Origin of the sequence: Streptomyces sp. NBC_00019 (assembly GCF_045041015.1) — a bacterium.
GTDB lineage: Bacteria > Actinomycetota > Actinomycetes > Streptomycetales > Streptomycetaceae > Streptomyces.
In genome coordinates, this window is the sequence record NZ_CP108302.1 from 7,310,460 (window position 1) to 7,330,339 (window position 19,880).

Genomic DNA, 19,880 nt, shown 5'->3' on the forward strand with positions numbered 1-19,880 from the left:
CCCTCCGGGTAAAGGGGTGGTCAAGGGTGAGTGCGCCGACGCTAGCACGATGACAATCGTTTTCAGTAATCGGTGTGACGGAGATCGCGCAGCGCCGGGACCAGCGCGATCAGCATCAGTGCGGCCGTCGCCGCGAACGCCCACGGATAGCCGGTCAGTCCGGCGAGGACACCGAAGCACGCCGCGCCGACGCCCATGCCACCGTCGTAGGCGAGATTCCACAGCGCGCTGACCGTCCCGTACGAAGAGGCGGAGACCCGGGCGTACATGAGGGTCAGGGTGGCGTTCTGGGCGATGCCGAAGCCGGCCCCGAACAGCGCCGAGCCCGCGACGACGGCGACCGGGCTGCCGGTCGCGGCGGTGACCAGCACGCCCGCCGCCGACAGGAGCAGGCCGGGCAGGACGAGCCCGGCGCTGCCGTGCCGGTCGCCGTGCCGTCCCGCCAGCCAGCGGGTGACGGTCGCGGCCGCGGGCTGGGCGAACAGGGCCGCCGCGATCACCGCGGAGGACATCGAACCGGCCGCCAACGGCAGGAAGGTGACCAGGATTCCGGCGGCCGTCGCGGTGGCGCCGAAGATGAGGACGGGGCGCAGCAGGGCGCCGGTGCGCAGCCCGCGGACCACACCGACCGGCCGCTCGGCGCTCGCGCCAGGGTCCGGCAGGCCGAACACCGAGACGATCGCGGCGAGTGCGGCACCGCCGCCGACGGCCGCGACGGTCCCGTATCCCGCGTGCTCCGCCAGCCACAGCCCGAGCGGCAGCGCGACCAGCGACGGCACACCGGACACCACGCCCACCACGGCGAGGCCCTCGCCCCGGCGCTCGGCCGGGATCAGCGTCGCGGTCAGGGCGCCGCCCGCGACGATGGTGAGCGCGAAGCCCAGTCCGCGCACCAGACACACGGCCACGATCCACACGATGTCCCGGGAGGCCGTCAGCACCAGGGCCGGGGCGCCGAGCAGGAACAGCCCGGCGATCAGGACCACCCGGTAGCCGAAACGTGCGACCAGCCGGGGAGTGACCAGTTCACCGAGGACCGTGGAGAGCATGAGGGCACCGGTGGCGAGGCCCGCCGCACCCCCGCCGCCCGACTCGGCCGCGTAGGCGGGTACGACCGACAGCAGCAGGAAGAAGCTGACGGTCGCCCCGATCAGGCTCACGAAGCGCAGCAGCAGAGGCCGGGTGAGCAGGGGCGGACGCGAACCCGTCGTCCGCGCAGGGTGCTTGGCCGAAGTCGTCATACCGAAGACGGTAGGTTCGCACCGGCCCTCCGCTAAGCTCCAATTCCATGCCAGTGCAGTGGGCCGGTCTGTCGCCAGAGCTGCTTCTGACCGTCGACCGGGGCAGTGCGCAGCGGCTGTCCGCGCAGGTGGAGGGGCAGCTGCGGGACGCGATCCGCACCGGGCGGCTCCAGGCCGGTGAACGCCTCCCGTCCTCCCGGGAACTCGCGCGCAAGCTCGGTCTGTCCCGTGGCCTCGTCCAGGACTGCTACGCCCAACTCCAGGCCGAGGGCTACCTCGTGACCCGCGTCGGCTCGGCCACCCGCGTGGCGGCCTGCGCCCAGTCGTCGGAACCCGCCCCGGCACCCCCGCCCGGCCCCCACCTCCGGCTGATCGCCGACTTCCGCCACGGGGTGCCGGACCTGACCTCCTTCCCGCTCGCCGACTGGCTCTGGGCCACCAGGGAAGCGGCCCGGCACATGCCCACCGCCGACCTCGACTACGGCGATCCGCGCGGGAGTTCGGCCCTGCGCGAGGTCGTCGCCGGATATCTGCGCCGGGTGCGCGGCGCCGCCGCCGAACCCGCCCGGACCGTGGTCTGCTCGGGTTACGCACAGGGGCTGAGCCTCGCCCTGGGCGCCCTCGCCCGCAGGGGTGTGCGGGTCGTGGCGTACGAGGACCCGGGGGGCCCGGCCACCGCGCGGGCGGCCGCCGAGGCGGCGGGACTGACGGCCGTACCGGTTCCGGTCGACGAAGAGGGTCTGGACGTAGGGGAGTTGGCGGCCACCGGCGCCTGGGCCGTGATCGTCACCCCGGCCCACCAGTGGCCGACGGGAGTCGTGCTGGCGCCCGACCGCCGCCATGCGCTGATCGACTGGGCCGTGCGCCAGGACGGGTACGTCATCGAGGACGACTACGACGCCGAGTTCCGCTACGACCGCGAACCGGTCGGTGCACTCCAGGGGTTGGCGGCCGACAGGGTGATCTCCATCGGTACGGTCAGCAAGTCACTGGCCCCCGCCCTGCGGCTGGGCTGGCTGCTGTGCCCGCCGGCCCTGGTCGACCTGGTCACCGACCTCAAACGCGTCACCGACCGCGGCTCACCCACCCTCGACCAACTCGCCCTCGCCCGCCTGATCGAGTCCGGCCGCTACGACCGCCATCTGCGCCGCATGCGCACGAGGTACGCCACCCGCCGAACCACCCTGGTCGACACCCTGGCCGCGCACGCCCCGGCGGTGCGGCTGTCCGGACTGGCGGCGGGGTTCCACGCGGTGGCCCATCTGCCCGCGACGGCGGACGAACACACCCTCGTCGGCGCGGCCCGCACCCGCGGGGTCGGCCTGTACGGCATGAGCGCGTGCCGCACGTCGGAGGACGTCGAGCCACCTCAACTCGTCCTGGGGTTCGGCAATGTGACGGAACGTGCGATCGCGGAGGGGGTGGCGGCGGTGGCGGATCTTCTCGGCGCTGGCTGAGTCACCGCTCCTTGCGGATGCCGACTCGGATCGCGGCGGCGGCGTCCGCTGCGACACGGGTGGGCCGGTACCCCGCCTCGCCCCACAATCGCCCTCCCGACACCCACACACTGCGCGCGTCGGCGCAGCGGGGCTCCGGCCGCGGCCGCCGCCTCGAAGGTCTCTGGTGGGCGTTTCTTGTGGCCGCGGCTCTCGATGCCGGCCCGTGTCTTCCAGCCCGTTCGGCGTTCGGGGACGTGGGTTGGCCGCCCCGATCCCCCACCCACCCGCAGGCGGCCTCGCCTCTCGATGCCGGCCCGGATCCTTCAGCCCGTCCGGCGTTTGAGGACGAGGCCCTTCGGGCCGATGGGGGTCCAGGGGGCGGAGCCCCCCTGGGGCGGGGTCGAAGGGGCGGCAGCCCCTGGGAATGGGAACGGGTAAGGGCGGCGGGGGCGTAAACCCGATCAGCGGCAGGGGCGCGGGGTCACTCCCCGAAGGCGAGGCGTGCCCCGAAGGCAGCGATGACCGTGCCGGTGACGCGGTCCAGGACGCGGCGGGCGGACGGGCGGCGGAGCGTGTCGCGCAGGGTGCGGGCGAAGAGGATCAGGACACCCGACCAGATCACCCCGAGCCCGATGTGCACGCCCGCCAGCAGGGTGCCGACCACCAGGTGCGCCGTCGCGCCGCCCTCCGGGACGAACTGCGGCAGGACCGCCATGTAGAAGGCGCCCACCTTCGGGTTGAGCAGGTTCGTCAGGGCGCCCTTGCGCCAGCCGCTCCAGAAGCCGCCCGCGGTGTCCGCCTCCTCCGCGGGCCCGGCGTCCCCGCCCCGCCGCCGCAGCGTCGCCCACACCATGCGGGCGCCCATCCAGACCAGGTACGCGGCACCAGCCCAGCGCAGGGCCGTGTAGGCGAGGTGGGACGCGGTCAGGACGGCGGTGACGCCGAGCGCGCCGAGCACGCCCCAGACGAGGGTGCCGGTCTGGATGCCGAGGACGACGCCCCACGCGCGCGTGCGGCGCCCGGTGACGGCGGTGCGGAGTACGAGGGCGGTGTCGATACCCGGAGTGAGGGTCAACAGGCCCACGATCAGTGCGAAGGAGCCCAGCGCGGAGGCAGCGATCATGCGAGCACTGTAGAGGCGGAAGGTGTCGACTTCCCCTTCTTTCTGCCCGGATCCGGGCAGGGGGACGTCAAAAGAGCTCTAGAGTCGTGCGCCCTTCAGTGCCATGTGCAGCAGCAGCCGGTCCTCGCCGTCGTCCAGGTCCAGGCCCGTCAGCTGTTCCACCCGGGACAGGCGGTAGTACAGGGTCTGGCGGTGGATGCCCAGTTCGGCGGCCGTGCGACCCGCCTGGCCCGCGCAGTCGAGGTAGATCTCGGCGGTGCGCGCGAGTTCACGGTGGGCGGGGGAGAGCAGGGGCCGTACGGCGGGGTCGTGGGCCGTCTCCGCGGGGAGCGAGGTCAGCAGCCGGTACGGGCCGATGCGCGACCACTCCGCGACCGGGCCGAGCGCCGGCTCCGCGAGGGCCGCCCGAGCCGCCGACGAGGCCTCCTGCCAGGACGTCGCCAGGTCGCCGAGACCGGTCCGGGGCTCGCCCACGCCGGCCGCCCGGGCGCCTTCCCCCAGCAGCCTCTGCGCCGCCGCGAGCGCCGGCGTCCGCACCTCGGGCGACCGCAGCCGGACGAGGATCGCGAGGCTCTGCGCGGTCGTGCCCCACGGAACCGTGCACAGGGCCGTCGTGTGCGGCACCGTACGCGCGGACGGCGCGTCGTCCGGGTCGGCGGACGGCCACGGCGCGACACACACCACCGCGTGCGGACCGTCGCCGCGTGGGCCGAGCGCCGTACGGAGCGCCGCCACCGCCATGTCCCCCTGCCAGCCCCGCTCGGCGGTCAGCGCCGCCCGCAGCTCCCGGCTGAGATCCGCCCCGTGCTGCGCCTCGTCCGCGAGCAGCGCGCCGATCCGGGCCGTCACGTCCATGGCGGCGGCCAGCTGGGCCTCGGTGGGCCCCGGGTCGGACTCCAGCAGCCAGACGTATCCCAGGACGACACCCCGATGGCGCACGGGAAGACAGATCCGTCCGCGGTACACCCCCGCCTCGGGCGTCGGCGGGATCCGGACGGGACCGGTCGCGCGCGTGATGCCGAAGCCCTCGAACCAGGTCCGGACCGTGGCCGTCGAGCGGCGGGTCAGGATCGAGCGGGCACGCACCGGGTCCAGCGCCGACGGATCGAGGTCGCCCTCACTGTCGTACGCCCCGAAGGCGATCAGCTCGAAGTCGCGGCTCTCCAGGGTCGCGGGCACCCCGAGAAGCTCGGAGATCTCGTCGACCAGCTCCTGGTAGTCACCGGCACGGCTGGACGACGCGGCATCGGCTGTCACTCGGGCATTCTCCCGCACAATCCCGGCCCTTCATACATCTGTCTGAGATCTGCGGCACGGATGCGTGACAGCTGTCGATGGCCGACGATCGGAGGGATCCTTAGGTTTCACGGTGGTTCTATCTGCTGGTTTGTGGAGGTGCCCCGTGCTGGGTCCCGTGATTCTTGCCGCGTCGCGCAGCGACCGGATGCGACGCCTGATCTCGGCGGCGCCGGTGACCAAGCAGGTCGTCGACCGCTTCATCCCCGGCGAGACGGTCGACGAGATCGTGCCGATCATCAGGGACCTCACGGACCGGGGCCTGGAGCTGACGATGGACGTCGTCGGCGAGGACATCACCACCCCCGGGCAGGCCGAAGCCGCCCGGGACGCGTACCTCCGGCTCGTCGACCGGCTCAAGGAGCTGGACCTCGGCACCCGCGCCGAGATGTCCGTGAAGCTGTCGATGTTCGGACAGGCGCTGCCGGGCGGCCACGAGCTGGCCCTCGCCAATGTCCGACCGGTCGTCGAGGCCGCCGGCGCCATCGGCACGACCGTGACGCTGGACGCCGAGGACCACACCACCCTCGACTCGATGTTCGCCATCCACGAGGAGCTGCGGAAGGACTTCCCGCAGACGGGCTGTGTCATCCAGGCCTACCTCTTCCGCACCGAGAACGACGCCCGCCGCCTCGCCGAGAGCGGCAGCCGGGTGCGGCTCGTGAAGGGCGCCTACAAGGAGCCCGCCGAGGTCGCGTACCAGCAGAAGCACGAGATCGACAAGGCGTACGTCCGCATCCTCAAGGTCCTGATGGAGGGCGAGGGGTACCCGATGATCGGGTCCCACGACCCGCGCCTGATCTCCATCGCACAGGAGCTGGCCCACCAGGCCGGCCGCAAGCTCGACGAGTACGAGTTCCAGATGCTCTACGGCATCCGCGGCGACGAACATCTGCGCCTCGCCGCCGAGGGCCACCGCATGCGCGTCTACACGGCCTACGGCACCGACTGGTACGGCTACTTCATGCGCCGCCTCGCGGAGAAGCCGGCGAACCTGCGCTTCTTCGTCCGCAGCATGATCAGCAAGGGCTGAGCCCGCACACCCGCTCGCAACACCCGCTCAGAACAAGGAGTTACGGATCTCATGGACGCTGTGACCCAGGTCCCCACCCCCGTCAACGAGCCGGTGCACGGCTACGCCCCCGGCTCGCCCGAGCGCGCCCGTCTCGAGGTCAAGCTGAAGGAGCTGGCCGAGAACCCGATCGACCTGCCGATGACCATCGGCGGCGAGAAGCGGCTCGGCGGCGGCGACGCCTTCCAGGTCGTGCAGCCGCACAACCACAAGGCCGTTCTGGGCACGTACCGCAACGCCACCCAGCAGGACGCGCAGGACGCGATCGACGCGGCCCTCGCCGCCGCGCCCGCCTGGCGTGCGATGGCCTTCGACGACCGCGCCGCGATCATCCTGCGCGCCGCCGAACTCCTCGCCGGCCCCTGGCGCGAGACCCTCGCCGCCTCCACCATGCTCGGCCAGTCGAAGACCGCCCAGCAGGCCGAGATCGACACCCCCTGCGAGCTCGTCGACTTCTGGCGCTTCAACGTCAAGTACGCCCGCGACCTGCTCGCCGAGCAGCCCCCGGCCAACTCCCCGGGCGTCTGGAACCGCCTCGACCACCGCCCGCTCGAAGGCTTCGTCTACGCGATCACGCCCTTCAACTTCACGGCGATCGCGGGCAACCTGCCGACGGCCCCGGCGCTCATGGGCAACGTCGTCGTCTGGAAGCCGTCCCCGACCCAGACCCACGCCGCCGTGCTGCTCATGCAGCTCCTCGAGGAGGCCGGGCTGCCCAAGGGCGTCATCAACCTCGTCACCGGCGACGGCATCGAGGTCTCCAAGGTCGCCCTCGAGCACCGCGACCTCGCCGGCATCCACTTCACCGGTTCCACCAAGACCTTCCAGCACCTGTGGAAGACGGTCGGCGCCAACATCGAGAAGTACCGCACCTACCCGCGTCTGGTCGGCGAGACCGGCGGCAAGGACTTCGTCGTCGCCCACCCGAGCGCCGACAAGGCGATCCTCAAGACCGCACTGACCCGCGGTGCCTTCGAGTACCAGGGCCAGAAGTGCAGCGCGACCTCCCGGGCCTACATCCCGGCGTCGATCTGGAACAGCGGCTTCAAGGAGGAGTTCGCGGCCGAGGTCGACTACCTCACCATGGGTGATGTCACCGACCTCTCCAACTTCATCGGCGCCGTCATCGACGAGCGCGCCTTCGCCAAGAACAAGGCCGCCATCGACCGCGCGAAGTCCGACCCCGACTGCACGATCGTCGCGGGCGGTTCCTACGACGACTCGGTCGGCTACTTCGTCCGCCCGACCGTCGTCGAGTGTTCGGACCCCGAGAACGAGGTCTTCACCACCGAGTACTTCGGCCCCTTCCTCGCCGTGCACGTCTACGAGGACGACCGGTACGACGAGATGCTGGCCCAGATGGAGTCGGTCTCCGACTACGCCCTGACCGGCTCGGTCATCGCGGGCGACCGCGCGGCGGCGGCGTACACGATGGACAAGCTGCGCTACGCGGCCGGCAACTTCTACATCAACGACAAGTCCACCGGCGCCGTCGTCGGCCAGCAGCCCTTCGGCGGCGGCCGTGCCTCCGGCACCAACGACAAGGCCGGCGCCCCGCAGAACCTGATGCGCTGGACCCTGACCCGCGCCATCAAGGAGACGCTGGTCCCGCCGACCGACTACCCGTACCCGCACATGGGCTGACGGTAGGTCAGAGAGCTTGAAGGGCCGGGCTGTTGCCCGGCCCTTCGCCGTCTGTGGGTGGACTCGTGGCGCAGACTCGGGGTCATGACGGTGACGACTGACGACGGTGTGCGGCTGTGGGCCTCGCGGCAGGGGCAGGGCGCCGAGGCCCTGGTGCTGTGTCACGGCGGCCCCGGACTGTGGGACATGTTCGAGGACGTGGCCGCCATGCTGGAGGACCGGGCGACCGTGGTCCGCTGGGACCAGCGCGGGTGCGGGCGTTCCGAGCGGGGCGCGGGGCCGTGGACGACCGACCGGTTCGTGGCGGATCTGGACGCCGTACGACAGCACTTCGCGCTCGATCGGCCCGTGCTGCTCGGCCACTCCTGGGGCGCCCAGCTGGCGCTGAGCTATGCGCTGGCCCACCCCGAGCGCGTCGGGGGCCTCGTGTACGTGGGCGGCACGGGCATCGACCCGGTGTCCACCTGGCGCGGGCCCTTCCAGGAGAACTTCCGCGCGAGGCTGGGTGAGGTGCCCGAACGGTTCGCCCGGTGGCAGGAGTTGACGGACGGCGACCGTGAGCGGGCGGTGCTGCAGTGGTCGGTCGACTTCGAGGACCGGGAGCGGGCGCTGGAGCATGCCGGTCGGATGGCGGACCCCTGGTTCGAGATCAACTTCGAGTGCAACGCGGCGCTGGGCACGGAGACGAAACAGACCTGGGGCGGCCCGGAACTGTACGCCGCCTGCCAGGGGCTGGAGGTGCCCGTGCTGATCGTCGACGGTGAGCGGGACGTCCGGCCGCGCTGGGCGGTCGACTCGCTGGAGCGGGCGCTGCCCCGGGTGCGGCGGGTGGTGCTCCCCGGCGCCGGGCACTCGCCGTGGGTGGAGGATCCGGACGGCTTCCGGGAGGCGGTGGGGGCGGCGCTCAGAGGGTCCGGCTGAGGAAGTCCCGTATCAGCGCGCCGATCTGGGGTGCGTGCGTCTCCAGGGCGAAGTGGCCCGTGGGCAGGAGGTGGATCTCGGCCTTCGGGAGGTCGCGCTGGTAGGCGAGGGCGCCGGCCGGGACGAAGATCTCGTCGTGGGCGCCCCAGACGGCCAGCAGGGGGACCTGGCTGGTGCGGAAGTAGTCGTGGAAGGCGGGGTAGAGGGCGAAGTTGGAGCCGTAGTCGGAGATCAGGTCGAGCTGGATCTCCGACTGGCCGGGGCGGGCGATGAGGGCTGCGTCGTGCTCGTACGCGTCCGGGCTGACGAGGTGCCGCAGGTCCTCCGGAACCCCGTGCAGGTACTGCCACTTGATGCCGTCCGGCGAGGAGATCTCCCGCACCGGTGCCTCGGTCTCCGGCGTCCTCTCGGCGATGAGCGCGAGCACGGGAGTCCAGGCCTCCTTCCCCAGCCCCTCCTCGTAGGCGTTGCCGTTCTGCGTGACGATCGCCGTCACGCGCTCGGGGTGCGCGAGAGCGAGCCGCAGACCGATCGGGGCGCCGTAGTCCTGGATGTACAGGGCGTACTCCTTCAGCCCCAGCCGCTCGGTGAACTCGGCGGTGATCTCGGCGAGTTCGGCGAACGTGTACGTGAACTCGGAGGCCTCCGGAGCCGACGAGCGGCCGAAGCCGATGTGGTCCGGGGCGATGAGGCGGTAGCGGTCGGCGAGGAGCGGGATGAGGTCGCGGAACATGTGCGAGCTGCTCGGGAAGCCGTGCAGGAGCAGGAGAACCGGGGCGTCGGCGGGACCGGCCTCGCGGTAGTGGATGTCGAGGCCGCGGACGGTGGTGATGCGGTGGGCGGTCGCCATGGCTTCTAACCTCTAAATATCTATTTGATGGTTAGGTAAGTTCACCATGAGTCGCTGTAACCGGTCAAGTATGTTTTAGGAGTTAGCTGAGCGCTGACAAGCGCCGGACGGTCTGAGAGATGCGGAACGCACCAGGATCTTCCCCACGTTCCCGCCCCCCAGCATCAACAAGAACGCCTCCACGATCCGTTCGAAGCCCTCCACCACCGTCTCGTCCAGCGCGAGCGCACCGCTGAGCAGGTGCGGTACGGCGAAGTCGTAGAGCTCGTCCTGGAGGTCGCGGTAGTTGCTGACCAGGAAGCCCTCGACGCGCAGGCTCTTCTCCACCACGTCGGCGTGGTTGAAGACGACCGGGGGCGCGTCCGGGGTGTTGTACTGGCTCACTGTGCCGATGCGGACCACGCGGCCGTGGTCGCGCAGGGCGCCGATCGCCGCGCCCAGGTGGTCGCCGCCGACGTTGTCGACGAAGACGTCGATGCCGGTGGGGGCGGATTTCGCCAGGAGGTCCGAGACCGGGCCCTGGTGGTAGTCGAACGCCGTGTCGTAGCCGACCTGTTCGGTCAGGTGGCGGACCTTCTCCGGCGAGCCCGCGCTGCCCACCAGCCGGCCCGCGCCCAGCAGCCGCGCGAAGCGGCCCGTCGCCGTGCCGACCCCGCCCGCCGCCGCGGAGACGAACACGTCGTCGCCCTCGCGGAGCCGCGCGATCCGCGTGAGACCGACGTACGCCGTCAGGCCCGTGCCGCCCAGCACGCTCAAGTACGCGGAGAGCGGGACCCCTTCGTACCGCGGCAGGCGTCTGACCTCCCGCGGGGTCACCAGGGCGTGGGTGCGCCAGCCCTGCCGGTGGAAGACGATCTCGCCCTCGGGCAGCCCCGGGTCCCGCGAGGCCACGACCCGGCCCAGGGCGCGGCCCTCCAGTGGCGCGTTCAACTCGAAGTCGCCGTCCATCATTTCGCGGTGGTAGGGGTCGACCGACCAGTAGAGGTTCTCCACCAGCGCCGTGCCGGGGGCGGGGGAGGGCAGGGAGGACTCCACGAAGGCGAAGTCGTCGGGGGTGGGGAAGCCCTTCGGGCGGGCGGTCTGGTGCACGGTGATCGCTGTGTCGGTCATGGACGGGACCGTACGGAGGAATGCCGAACCGCAGCAGAGGGTTGCTCTCATGGAACGGACACATCCATGAGCTTTCGCTCATAGCAGCAGGTGGGGGACCCGCAATGAGCAGTACCGTCGATCTCGCGCCGCAGGAACTCCGTACCCTCGTCGCGGTCGCCGAGGAGGGCGGCTTCTCGGCCGCCGCCGTCCGGCTCGGGACCGGTCAGTCCGCCGTCTCGCACGCCGTACGCGGCATCGAACGCAAGCTGGGCGTCGTGCTGTTCGAGCGCGGACGGTACGGGGCCCGGCCCACGGCAGCCGGTGCGCGGGCCGTCGCCCACGGCCGCCGTGTCCTGCGGATGCTGGACCTGCTCGTACGGGAGACGCGGGCCGCGGTGCCCCAGGACGTCGCCGGCCCCCTGCGTATCGCCGCCTTCCGCAGCGCCGCCCTCCACCTCCTGCCCCCCGTCCTCGAACGCCTCACCGCACGGCACCCCGCGATCGAGCCGACCGTCACCGTCGTACGGGAGGTCGGTCCCGGCACGGCAGGGGAGGTCGCCGAGGGACGGGCCGACCTCGGCATCGCCACCTTCGGCACCAGTTCCCCGATCCCGCCGCACCTGGTCGGGGACGTGCTGCTGGAGGAGCCGTACGCGCTCGTCCATCCGGCCGGCCACCCCGCCCCGCGCACCCTGCCGCTCGTCGACTGGCGGGAGAACTGCTCCTCCTACACCCGCACCTGGTGGGCGGCCCAGGACTGGATCCCCACCGCGACTGTCCGCGCCGAGGACGACGGGGCGGTGCTCTCGATGGTGGGCAGCGGTCTCGGCATGGCGATCATGCCCGCGCTCTCCCTCGCCAAGGCACCGCTCGGCCTGGAGATCACCGATCTCGGACCGGACCGCCCCACCCGTCGGATCGGGTACGTCACCACACCCGAACTCGCCACCACCACCGTCGTGCGAGCCCTGGTCCGCGAGCTGCGCAGCCATGCGAAACCGCAGGTCAGCACCGTGTGACCCACTGCACTGTCTCAGATAGTAGGAAGTCCGAGTAATTGTGGAGACAGACCGAGCGTCCTCCCTTAGCTTTGTAGAAGCCGAACGTCTCGCTCGATCAAGCGAATGGCGGTCGTGAGCCGGGCCCCATGCAGGCAACCCCTGCGGCACCGCTCCCCGCCCCTTCCGGCGTCTCGCAACCCCCTTCTGCACTCCATGAATTCGAAGGAGTCGATTTCTCATGGCCGAGACGACCGCCCGCCGTCGAGTCCGTCACACCGTCCGCACGACCGAGTCCGACCGCAAGAACGCCGCGGCCGCCCTCCAGCGCGCCCTCGACCGCCGTGACAACGGCGGCTCGACCGGCCACTGAGGCCGCACACCCCCAGTACCGGGAGCCGCACCCGCCGGGGTGCGGCGCGGGCTCACGTCCCGCGCCGCACCTCGAAATGGTCGATCCGGTCGCCGTTCTGCGCCAGCGCCGACACCTTGAGCCTCGGCGCCGTACCGCTCTCCGCCTCCACCTGGAGGAAGGAGAAGCCCCGGTAGCGCACCCGCGACCACTCCACGGTCTCCTTGTCCGCGGCCCGTGACTTCGTCCACCGGAAGGTGTCCACGGACTCGCGGTCGCTCACGTGCCCCTCGTAGCTCTCCTTCACGCCCGCCGGGAAGCCGTACAGGTCCTTGCCGCCACCGCCCGCGGTGACGTACACGGTCCCGTCCCGCGTCGGGTCGGTCGACGCGCCGATCGGCACCCGCCTGCCGACCGCGTCGCCCTTGATGGCGTCGGTGCGCTCGTAGACGTGGTTGTGCCCGTTGATCACCAGGTCCACCTGGTGCTTCGCGAACAGCGGCAGCCACTCCTCGCGCACCCCGCCGTCGGAGGCGTGCGAGGAGGTCGAGTAGGCGCAGTGGTGGAAGAAGACGACGACGAAGTCCACCGTTCCCCGCAGCGCGCCCAGCTTCTCGTCCAGCCACGCCGTCTGCTTGCCGCCCGTGTAGCCGAGGTTGGCGGGGATCTCGTACGACACGTCGTTGGCGTCCAGCGCCACGAAGCCGACGTTGCCGTACGTGAACGCGTACACGCCCGGCGCCGCGCGCGGATCGAAGCCGCTGTCCGGCAGGGACCAGCGAGCGAGCTGGCCGCCGTAGCCGTCGGGGGAGTACCAGGCCTCCATGTCGTGGTTGCCGGTCGTCACCATCCACGGCACCGACCGCGTGACCTCCTCGTTCTGTTTGAGGAACAGGTCCCAGTACGAGGGGTCGTAGCCGTCCGACTTCTCGCCCCGGCCGTTGACGTTCGCGTAGCAGATGTCGCCCGCGTGGAGATGGAACGCAGGGTTCTGGCGCAGCAGGACGTGGCCGCCCGCGGCCGCGGCCTTGCTGACGCCCTGGTCGCCGAAGGCCGTGAAGACGAACTTCTCCGGGCTCGCCGGAGCCGTGCGGAAGGACGCGATGGTGGAGCGGTGTGCGGCGGCGGCCGGGTCCAGTCCGTCGTGGCCGACGCCGTAGTAGTACGTGGTGCCGGGGCGCAGGCCGTCCAGGGCGGCGTGCAGGTAGTACTGGTCGAGGGCCGCGCGGACGCCCGCGACGCCCGGGGTGTGCAGATCGCGGACCTCGGCCTCGATCCGGCGGCTCAGATCGTCGGGGCGGGTGCCGATCCGGACGTACGGCTTCTTCACCGGGAGCGGGACCTGCCAGGAGATCCGCATCTGCGTCCTCGGGTCGGCGCCGAAGGCGAGGTGGCGGCCGAAGGGGGCGACGACCGAGCCGTGCACCTTGGAGGTGGGGGACGGGGAAGCGGTCCTGCGGGAGGAGGGTGAGGGCGTGTCTCCCGCGCAGCCGCCGGTCAGCAGGCCGCCCGCCATCGCGCCGGCCGTCACCAGGGTGCGGCGCCGGGTCAGCTTCGTGCGCAGATACTCGTACTGCTCGGCCATGCTCATCCGGCGCGCGAGCTGCGGCGGGATGCCGACGTCGGGAAGGTCCATGCTGCTGAAGTTCCCAGCGGATCCCAACACCCGCCATACGTACGGGTGAACGCCAGTCGAAGGGCTGACGCCCAGGTGTACGTGGCTGTCCGTATGGCGGACATGTCGTGTCATCCCATGGGACGCGGGAGTAGGGTGCTGTGCATGTCTCGCAGCATCAATCTCGCAGTGATTCCGGGTGACGGCATCGGCCAGGAGGTCGTGGCCGAAGGCCTGAAGGTCCTCTCCGCCGTCCTTCCGCAGGATGTGAAGCTGGAGACCAAGGAGTACGACTTCGGCGCCAAGCGCTACCACGCCACCGGTGAGACCCTCACCGACGCCGACGTGGACGCGCTGAAGCAGCACGACGCGATCCTCCTCGGTGCCATCGGCGACCCCAGCGTCCCCTCCGGCGTCCTGGAGCGCGGCTTCCTGCTCAAGCTCCGCTTCCTCTTCGACCACCACGTCAACCTGCGGCCGTCGAAGCTGCTGCCGGGTGTGGAGACACCGCTGAAGGGCGAGCCGGCCATCGACTTCGTCGTGGTCCGCGAGGGCACCGAGGGCCCGTACACCGGCAACGGCGGCACCATCCGCAAGGGCACCCCGCACGAGGTCGCCACCGAGGTCTCCGTGAACACGGCCTTCGGTGTCGAGCGTGTCGTCCGCGACGCCTTCGCCCGCGCCCAGGCCCGCCCCCGCAAGAAGCTCACGCTGGTCCACAAGAACAACGTGCTCTCCTTCGCGGGCCACCTGTGGACGAACGTCTTCAACAAGGTGGCCGAGGAGTTCCCCGAGGTCACCACCGACTACATCCACGTCGACGCGGCCACGATCTACCTGGTCACCGACCCGGCCCGGTTCGACGTGATCGTCACCGACAACCTCTTCGGCGACATCATCACCGACCTCGCCGCGGCCGTCTCCGGCGGCATCGGCGTCGCGGCGAGCGGCAACATCAACCCCAGCGGCGAGTTCCCGTCGATGTTCGAGCCCGTCCATGGCTCGGCCCCCGACATCGCAGGCCAGGGCAAGGCCGACCCCACCGCCACGGTCCTGTCCGTCGCGCTGCTCCTGCGTCACCTCGGCTACGAGGGCGAGGCCGCCCGGATCGACGAGGCGGTCTCGGTCGACCTCGCCGAGCGCACCGGCAAGCCCGCGCGCAGCACGTCCGAGATCGGCGACGCGCTCGCCGTACGAGTAGCCGGCTGACCCTCCCCCACTGCCTGAAGGGCGTGGGGGGACCCCCAGCTCCCAGAACCACACGAAGCCGCCGGGTCGCATCCGTACCCGGCGGCTTTCCTTATGTCCCCGCCGGGTGCCACCATCATCCCCTGGGTCGCATTCACGCTGTTTTCGTCCACGGCCTCCGTAGCGCGATAATCGAACGCGGAGCCGCGGAATGAGGGAATGCTCGGACGTCCTAGCACTGGCAACTGACAGTAAAGGGCGTGAGCGCGGCCCGTCACTACACAACCGGTGAAGGACAACCACTCATGACGACGCCCACGATCGAGCTCAAGCCCTCAGCCTCGCCACTTTCCGACGCCGAGCGCGCCGCGATCCTGGCGAACCCCGGGTTCGGCCGCCACTTCACCGACCACATGGTCGTCATCAAGTGGACCGAGGGCCGAGGCTGGCACGACGGCCAGCTCGTGCCGTACGCCCCGCTCCAGCTCGACCCGGCGACGATGGTCCTGCACTACGCGCAGGAGATCTTCGAGGGCCTCAAGGCGTACCGCCAGCCCGACGGGACCGTCGCCACCTTCCGCCCGGAGAAGAACGCCGAGCGCTTCCAGCGTTCCGCGCACCGCCTCGGCATGCCCGAGCTGCCGGTCGAGACGTTCATCGAGGCCTGCGACGCCCTCGTCCAGCAGGACCGGGCCTGGGTCCCGGCGCACGGCGGCGAGGAGTCCCTCTACCTGCGCCCCTTCATGATCGCCACCGAGGTCGGCCTGGGCGTCAAGCCCGCCAACGAGTACCTCTTCCTGGTCATCGCCTCCCCGGCCGGCGCCTACTTCCCCGGCGGCGTCAAGCCGGTCTCCATCTGGCTCTCCGAGGACCGCGTCCGCGCCGTCCCCGGCGGCATGGGCGACGCGAAGACGGGCGGCAACTACGCGGCCTCCCTCCTCGCCCAGGCCGAGGCGGCCGCCAAGGGCTGCGACCAGGTCTGCTACCTCGACGCGGTCGAGCACAAGTGGGTCGAGGAGCTCGGCGGCATGAACCTGTACTTCGTGTACGGCGACAAGATCATCACGCCGACGCTGACCGGCTCGATCCTGGAGGGTGTGACGCGCGACTCCCTTCTCGACGTCGCCCGCGACCTCGGCTACGAGTCCGAGGAGGGCCGCGTCTCCATCGACCAGTGGCAGCGCGACGCCGAGAACGGCACCCTGACCGAGGTCTTCGCCTGTGGTACGGCCGCCGTGATCACCCCGGTCGGCACGGTGAAGCGCGCGAACGCCGAGTGGCAGCAGTCGGGCGGCGAGCCGGGCGAGGTCACGCTGAAGCTGCGCCAGGCTCTGCTGGACATCCAGCGCGGCACGGCCGAGGACAAGCACGGCTGGATGCACAAGCTGGGCTAGCCGCGGACCATCAGGGCCGCTGCGGACTCCGTGTCCGCGGCGGCCCTTTCGCATGCCGTCCGCCGGCCGCGGCGCCGTCGTGGCGCATGTCGTGACCGTCATTTGAGCGACACTCAATGTGATGCGTGCCATGACGGGAGCCCAGGGTTCCTTTCGTCGATATCCCTGATTAGAGTGGCGCTCTAAGAGAAGGGAACGACATGCGGCTGACCCCCACCGAACGCGACCGGCTGCTGCTCTTCGGAGCCGCCGAGCTGGCCCGTGCCCGTCGCGCCCGAGGGCTGCGGCTCAACGTGCCGGAGGCCACCGCGCTCATCGCGGACACCGTGTGCGAGGCAGCCCGGGACGGGGCGCGGCTCGCCGAGGCGATCGAGCGGGCCCGCGCGGTGCTCGGTCCTGAGGACGTGCTGCCCGGTGTCGCGGACGTCGTCACCGAGGTGCATGTCGAGGCCGTCTTCGACGACGGCTCCCGGCTGGCCGTGGTGAGCGACCCGATCGGCGGCGGGCTCGGCCCCGAGGCTCCCGGCGCGCTGCTGCCCGGGCCCGAGCACGCCGAGCCCGAGGCCGTCGTACGGATGACAGTCACCAACACCGCCACCGTCCCCGTCTCCGTCACCTCCCACTTCCACTTCTTCGAGGTCAACCCGCGCCTCGACTTCGACCGCGCCGAGGCCTACGGGACACGGCTCGCCGTACCCGCCGGTTCCTCGGTGCGGTTCGGGCCGGGGGAGTCGCTGGAGGTCGGCCTGACACCGATCGGCGGTGCCCGCGTCGCCATCGGCTTCGCCGGACTCGTCGACGGACCGCTGGACGCGCCAGGCGCCCGCGAGGAGGCCCTGCGCCGCGCCGCCGCCTGCGGCTACCTGGGCGTGCCCACCGAGGAGGCCGACCGATGAGCCGCCCCGGAGGGCACCCCGCCGAGGCCCGCCGCCTCACCCCTCACGAGTACGCCGCCACCCACGGCCCCCGCGCCGGCGACCGCATCCGGCTCGGCGACTCCGGGCTGACGATCCGCGTCGAGGCCGACTCCCAGCACTACGGCGACGAGTTCCTCGCCGGCTTCGGCAAGACCGCCCGCGACGGACTGCACCTCAAGGCCGCGGCCGTGCGGGAGACCTGTGACGTCGTCATCAGCAACGTCGTCGTGATCGATGCCGTGCAGGGGATCCGCAAGGTCTCCATCGGCATCCGCGAAGGCCGTGTCTGCTCCATCGGGCGGGCCGGGAACCCCGACACCCTCGACGGGGTCGACGTAGTCGTGGGCACCGGCACGTCCATCGTGTCCGGCGAGGGGCTCATCGCCACCGCCGGGGCCGTCGACACCCACGTCCATCTGCTGTCGCCGCGCATCATGGAGGCCTCGCTGGCCTCCGGCGTGACCACGGTCATCGGGCAGGAGTTCGGGCCGATGTGGGGCGTCGGCGTCAACTCGCCCTGGGCGCTGCGGCACGCGTTCAACGCCTTCGACGCCTGGCCGGTCAACATCGGTTTCCTGGGCCGGGGTTCGTCCTCGCACGACGCGCCGCTCATCGAGGCTCTCGCCGAGGGCGGGGCGTCCGGATTCAAGGTGCACGAGGACATGGGCGCCCACACCCGGGCGTTGGACACGGCGCTGCGGGTCGCCGAGGAACACGACGTCCAAGTCGCCCTGCACAGCGACGGGCTGAACGAGTGCCTGTCCGTCGAGGACACCCTGCGCGTCCTGGAGGGGCGCACCATCCACGCCTTCCACATCGAGGGCTGCGGCGGCGGACACGTCCCGAACGTGCTGAAGATGGCGGGTGTCGCCAACGTCATCGGCTCCTCCACCAACCCCACCCTGCCCTTCGGCCGGGACGCGGTCGCCGAGCACTACGGCATGATCGTCTCCGTCCACGACCTGAAGACCGACCTGCCCGGCGACGCCGCCATGGCCCGCGACCGCATCCGCGCCGGAACCATGGGCGCCGAGGACGTACTGCACGACCTGGGCGCGATCGGCATCACGTCCTCGGACGCGCAGGGCATGGGGCGAGCGGGCGAGACGGTCCGCCGTACCTTCGCCATGGCCGGGAAGATGAAGGCCGAGTTCGGCGCCCGCGACGACGACCACGACAACGAACGCGTCCTGCGCTACCTGGCCAAGCTGACGATCAACCCGGCCATCGCGCACGGCCTTTCGCACGAGGTCGGCTCCATCGAGGTCGGCAAGCTGGCCGACATCGTGCTGTGGCGCCCGGAGTACTTCGGCGCGAAACCGCAGCTGGTACTGAAGTCCGGCTTCCCGGCGTACGGCGTGGTGGGCGACCCCAACGCGGCGACGGACACCTGTGAACCCCTGGTGCTGGGGCCGCAGTTCGGCGCGTACGGCGCCACCCCCGCCGATATCTCGGTCGCCTTCGTCGCCCAGGCGGCGCTCGACCAGGGCAACGACAAGATGCCGACCCGCCGCCGCAGGGTCGCCGTCCGCGGCACCCGCGGCATCGGACCGGCCGACCTGCGCCTCAACTCCCGTACCGGAGCGGTCGATGTCGACCAGCGCACCGGCCTGGTCACCCTCGACGGCGAGCCGCTGCGCTCCGAGCCGGCCGACTCCGTCTCCCTCAACCGCCTGTACTTCCTCTAGGACCCCTGGAGCACCTGATGACCTACCGCATGCCCGCCGAGTGGGAGCCGCACGAGCGCACCTGGATGGCCTGGCCCGGACCCAACGCGACCTTCACCGACGACGAGGAGCTCGCCGAGGCCCGCACCGCCTGGGCCTCGGTGGCCCGTGCCGTGCGCCGCTTCGAGCCGGTGACGATGGTGCACGGCACGGGCCAGGGGGAGTCCGCGCGCGAGCTGCTCGGACCCGACGTCGACCTGGTGGAGCGCGAGCTCGACGACGCGTGGATGCGTGACATCGGGCCCACGTTCGTGAGCGACGGCCGTCGACTGGCCGCCGTGGACTGGGTGTTCAACGGCTGGGGGGCACAGGACTGGGCGAGCTGGGAGCACGACTCCAAGATCGCCCGCCATGTCGCCGACCTGGCAGGCGTGCCGGTGCGGAGCAGCACACTGGTCAACGAGGGCGGCGCGATCCACGTCGACGGCGAGGGCACGGTCCTGCTCACCGAGACGGTCCAGCTCGGCGCCGGGCGCAATCCCGGCTGGACGCGCGAGCGGGTCGAGGCCGAGATCCACGCCCGGCTCGGCACCGGCAAGGCGATCTGGCTCCCGCACGGCCTCGCCGGGGACTACGGCACGTACGGCACCCAGGGGCACGTCGACATCGTCGCGGCCTTCGCCGGGCCCGGCACCGTGGTCGTCCACAGCCAGCGGAACCCGGACCACCCCGACCACGCCCGCTCGCGGGAGTACGTCGAGATCCTGCGCGGACAGACGGACGCGAAGGGCCGCCGCCTGGAGGTCGTCGAGATCCCCGCCCCCACGGTCCTCAAGGACGAGGACGGGGAGTGGGTCGACTACTCGTACATCAACCACTACCTCTGCAACGGCGGCGTGGTGCTCTGCGCCTTCGACGACCCGAACGACGAGCTCGCGGCCGGCATCTTCCGCCGCCTCTTCCCCGGGCGGACGGTGACGCCGGTGGACGCGCGGACCATCTTCGCGGGCGGGGGCGGTATCCACTGCATCACCCAGCAGCAGCCGACGGCGGTGGTCAGGTAGAACGTAC

The 19,880-nt window shown here is 71.3% G+C and carries 17 protein-coding genes; 11 read left to right on the forward strand and 6 right to left on the reverse strand.

What is annotated here, in order from left to right; all coding sequences use genetic code 11:
* Nucleotides 1-62: 62 nt before the first annotated feature.
* Nucleotides 63-1,241 carry an MFS transporter gene (locus OHU89_RS34615; protein ID WP_405648863.1) on the reverse strand — a complete coding sequence of 393 codons (1,179 nt, stop codon included), beginning with the start codon at nt 1,239-1,241 and terminating at the stop codon, nt 63-65.
* 47 nt (nt 1,242-1,288) lie between these two features.
* Here OHU89_RS34615 and OHU89_RS34620 point away from each other — a divergent pair, with 47 nt between their 5' ends.
* On the forward strand, nt 1,289-2,698 hold the full coding sequence (locus tag OHU89_RS34620) for a PLP-dependent aminotransferase family protein (RefSeq protein WP_405648865.1): 1,410 nt from the start codon (nt 1,289-1,291) through the stop codon (nt 2,696-2,698).
* A 463-nt stretch (nt 2,699-3,161) separates the two neighbouring features.
* Here OHU89_RS34620 and OHU89_RS34625 read toward each other — a convergent pair whose 3' ends face one another.
* Nucleotides 3,162-3,803 (reverse strand): LysE family translocator, encoded by a 642-nt coding sequence (locus tag OHU89_RS34625; protein ID WP_405648867.1) that lies wholly within the window; start codon nt 3,801-3,803, stop codon nt 3,162-3,164.
* Between the two features lie 78 nt (nt 3,804-3,881).
* Nucleotides 3,882-5,078: a PucR family transcriptional regulator gene (locus tag OHU89_RS34630; RefSeq protein WP_405648869.1), complete on the reverse strand. Its 1,197-nt coding sequence runs from the start codon at nt 5,076-5,078 to the stop codon at nt 3,882-3,884.
* A 127-nt stretch (nt 5,079-5,205) separates the two neighbouring features.
* Between OHU89_RS34630 and OHU89_RS34635 the strand changes: the two genes are divergently transcribed.
* From OHU89_RS34635 to OHU89_RS34645, 3 genes are all read left to right on the forward strand, one after another.
* On the forward strand, nt 5,206-6,132 hold the full coding sequence (locus tag OHU89_RS34635; protein ID WP_405648871.1) for a proline dehydrogenase family protein: 927 nt from the start codon (nt 5,206-5,208) through the stop codon (nt 6,130-6,132).
* A 51-nt stretch (nt 6,133-6,183) separates the two neighbouring features.
* Entirely contained in the window at nt 6,184-7,815 is a 1,632-nt protein-coding gene (gene pruA, locus OHU89_RS34640; protein WP_405648873.1) for an L-glutamate gamma-semialdehyde dehydrogenase, read from the forward strand.
* 84 nt (nt 7,816-7,899) lie between these two features.
* Nucleotides 7,900-8,736 (forward strand): alpha/beta fold hydrolase, encoded by an 837-nt coding sequence (locus OHU89_RS34645; RefSeq protein WP_405648875.1) that lies wholly within the window; start codon nt 7,900-7,902, stop codon nt 8,734-8,736.
* Here OHU89_RS34645 and OHU89_RS34650 read toward each other — a convergent pair.
* Both OHU89_RS34650 and OHU89_RS34655 read right to left on the reverse strand, forming a co-directional pair.
* On the reverse strand, nt 8,720-9,586 hold the full coding sequence (locus tag OHU89_RS34650) for an alpha/beta fold hydrolase (protein ID WP_405648877.1): 867 nt from the start codon (nt 9,584-9,586) through the stop codon (nt 8,720-8,722). The genes OHU89_RS34645 and OHU89_RS34650 overlap by 17 nt on opposite strands.
* A 75-nt stretch (nt 9,587-9,661) precedes the next feature.
* Entirely contained in the window at nt 9,662-10,696 is a 1,035-nt protein-coding gene (locus tag OHU89_RS34655) for an NADP-dependent oxidoreductase (RefSeq protein WP_405648878.1), read from the reverse strand.
* Between the two features lie 104 nt (nt 10,697-10,800).
* Here OHU89_RS34655 and OHU89_RS34660 point away from each other — a divergent pair, with 104 nt between their 5' ends.
* Nucleotides 10,801-11,697, forward strand: a complete 897-nt coding sequence (locus OHU89_RS34660; protein WP_405648882.1) for a LysR family transcriptional regulator — start codon at nt 10,801-10,803, stop codon at nt 11,695-11,697.
* Nucleotides 11,698-11,917: 220 nt separating this feature from the next.
* Nucleotides 11,918-12,049, forward strand: coding sequence for a hypothetical protein (locus OHU89_RS34665; protein WP_405648884.1), 132 nt, complete (start codon nt 11,918-11,920; stop codon nt 12,047-12,049).
* A 52-nt stretch (nt 12,050-12,101) separates the two neighbouring features.
* On the opposite strand, the gene OHU89_RS34670 is transcribed toward OHU89_RS34665, so the two are convergent.
* Entirely contained in the window at nt 12,102-13,664 is a 1,563-nt protein-coding gene (locus OHU89_RS34670; RefSeq protein WP_405648886.1) for a purple acid phosphatase family protein, read from the reverse strand.
* 144 nt (nt 13,665-13,808) lie between these two features.
* Here OHU89_RS34670 and OHU89_RS34675 point away from each other — a divergent pair, with 144 nt between their 5' ends.
* The 5 genes from OHU89_RS34675 (at nt 13,809) to OHU89_RS34695 (ending at nt 19,873) form a co-directional block, all read left to right on the forward strand.
* Nucleotides 13,809-14,852, forward strand: coding sequence for a 3-isopropylmalate dehydrogenase (locus tag OHU89_RS34675; protein ID WP_405648889.1), 1,044 nt, complete (start codon nt 13,809-13,811; stop codon nt 14,850-14,852).
* A 284-nt stretch (nt 14,853-15,136) separates the two neighbouring features.
* The gene (locus OHU89_RS34680; RefSeq protein ID WP_405648891.1) at nt 15,137-16,225 is read left to right on the forward strand and encodes a branched-chain amino acid aminotransferase; all 1,089 of its coding nucleotides are present in this window, start codon (nt 15,137-15,139) and stop codon (nt 16,223-16,225) included.
* 200 nt (nt 16,226-16,425) lie between these two features.
* A complete protein-coding gene (gene ureA, locus OHU89_RS34685; RefSeq protein WP_405648893.1) occupies nt 16,426-17,121 on the forward strand; it encodes an urease subunit gamma in 696 nt (231 codons plus the stop codon).
* Complete coding sequence (locus OHU89_RS34690) at nt 17,118-18,830, forward strand: urease subunit alpha (RefSeq protein ID WP_405648895.1); 1,713 nt, start codon at nt 17,118-17,120, stop codon at nt 18,828-18,830. Before ureA ends, OHU89_RS34690 begins: the two co-directional genes overlap by 4 nt.
* A gap of 17 nt (nt 18,831-18,847) precedes the next feature.
* A complete protein-coding gene (locus tag OHU89_RS34695; protein WP_405648897.1) occupies nt 18,848-19,873 on the forward strand; it encodes an agmatine/peptidylarginine deiminase in 1,026 nt (341 codons plus the stop codon).
* Nucleotides 19,874-19,880 lie beyond the last annotated feature (7 nt).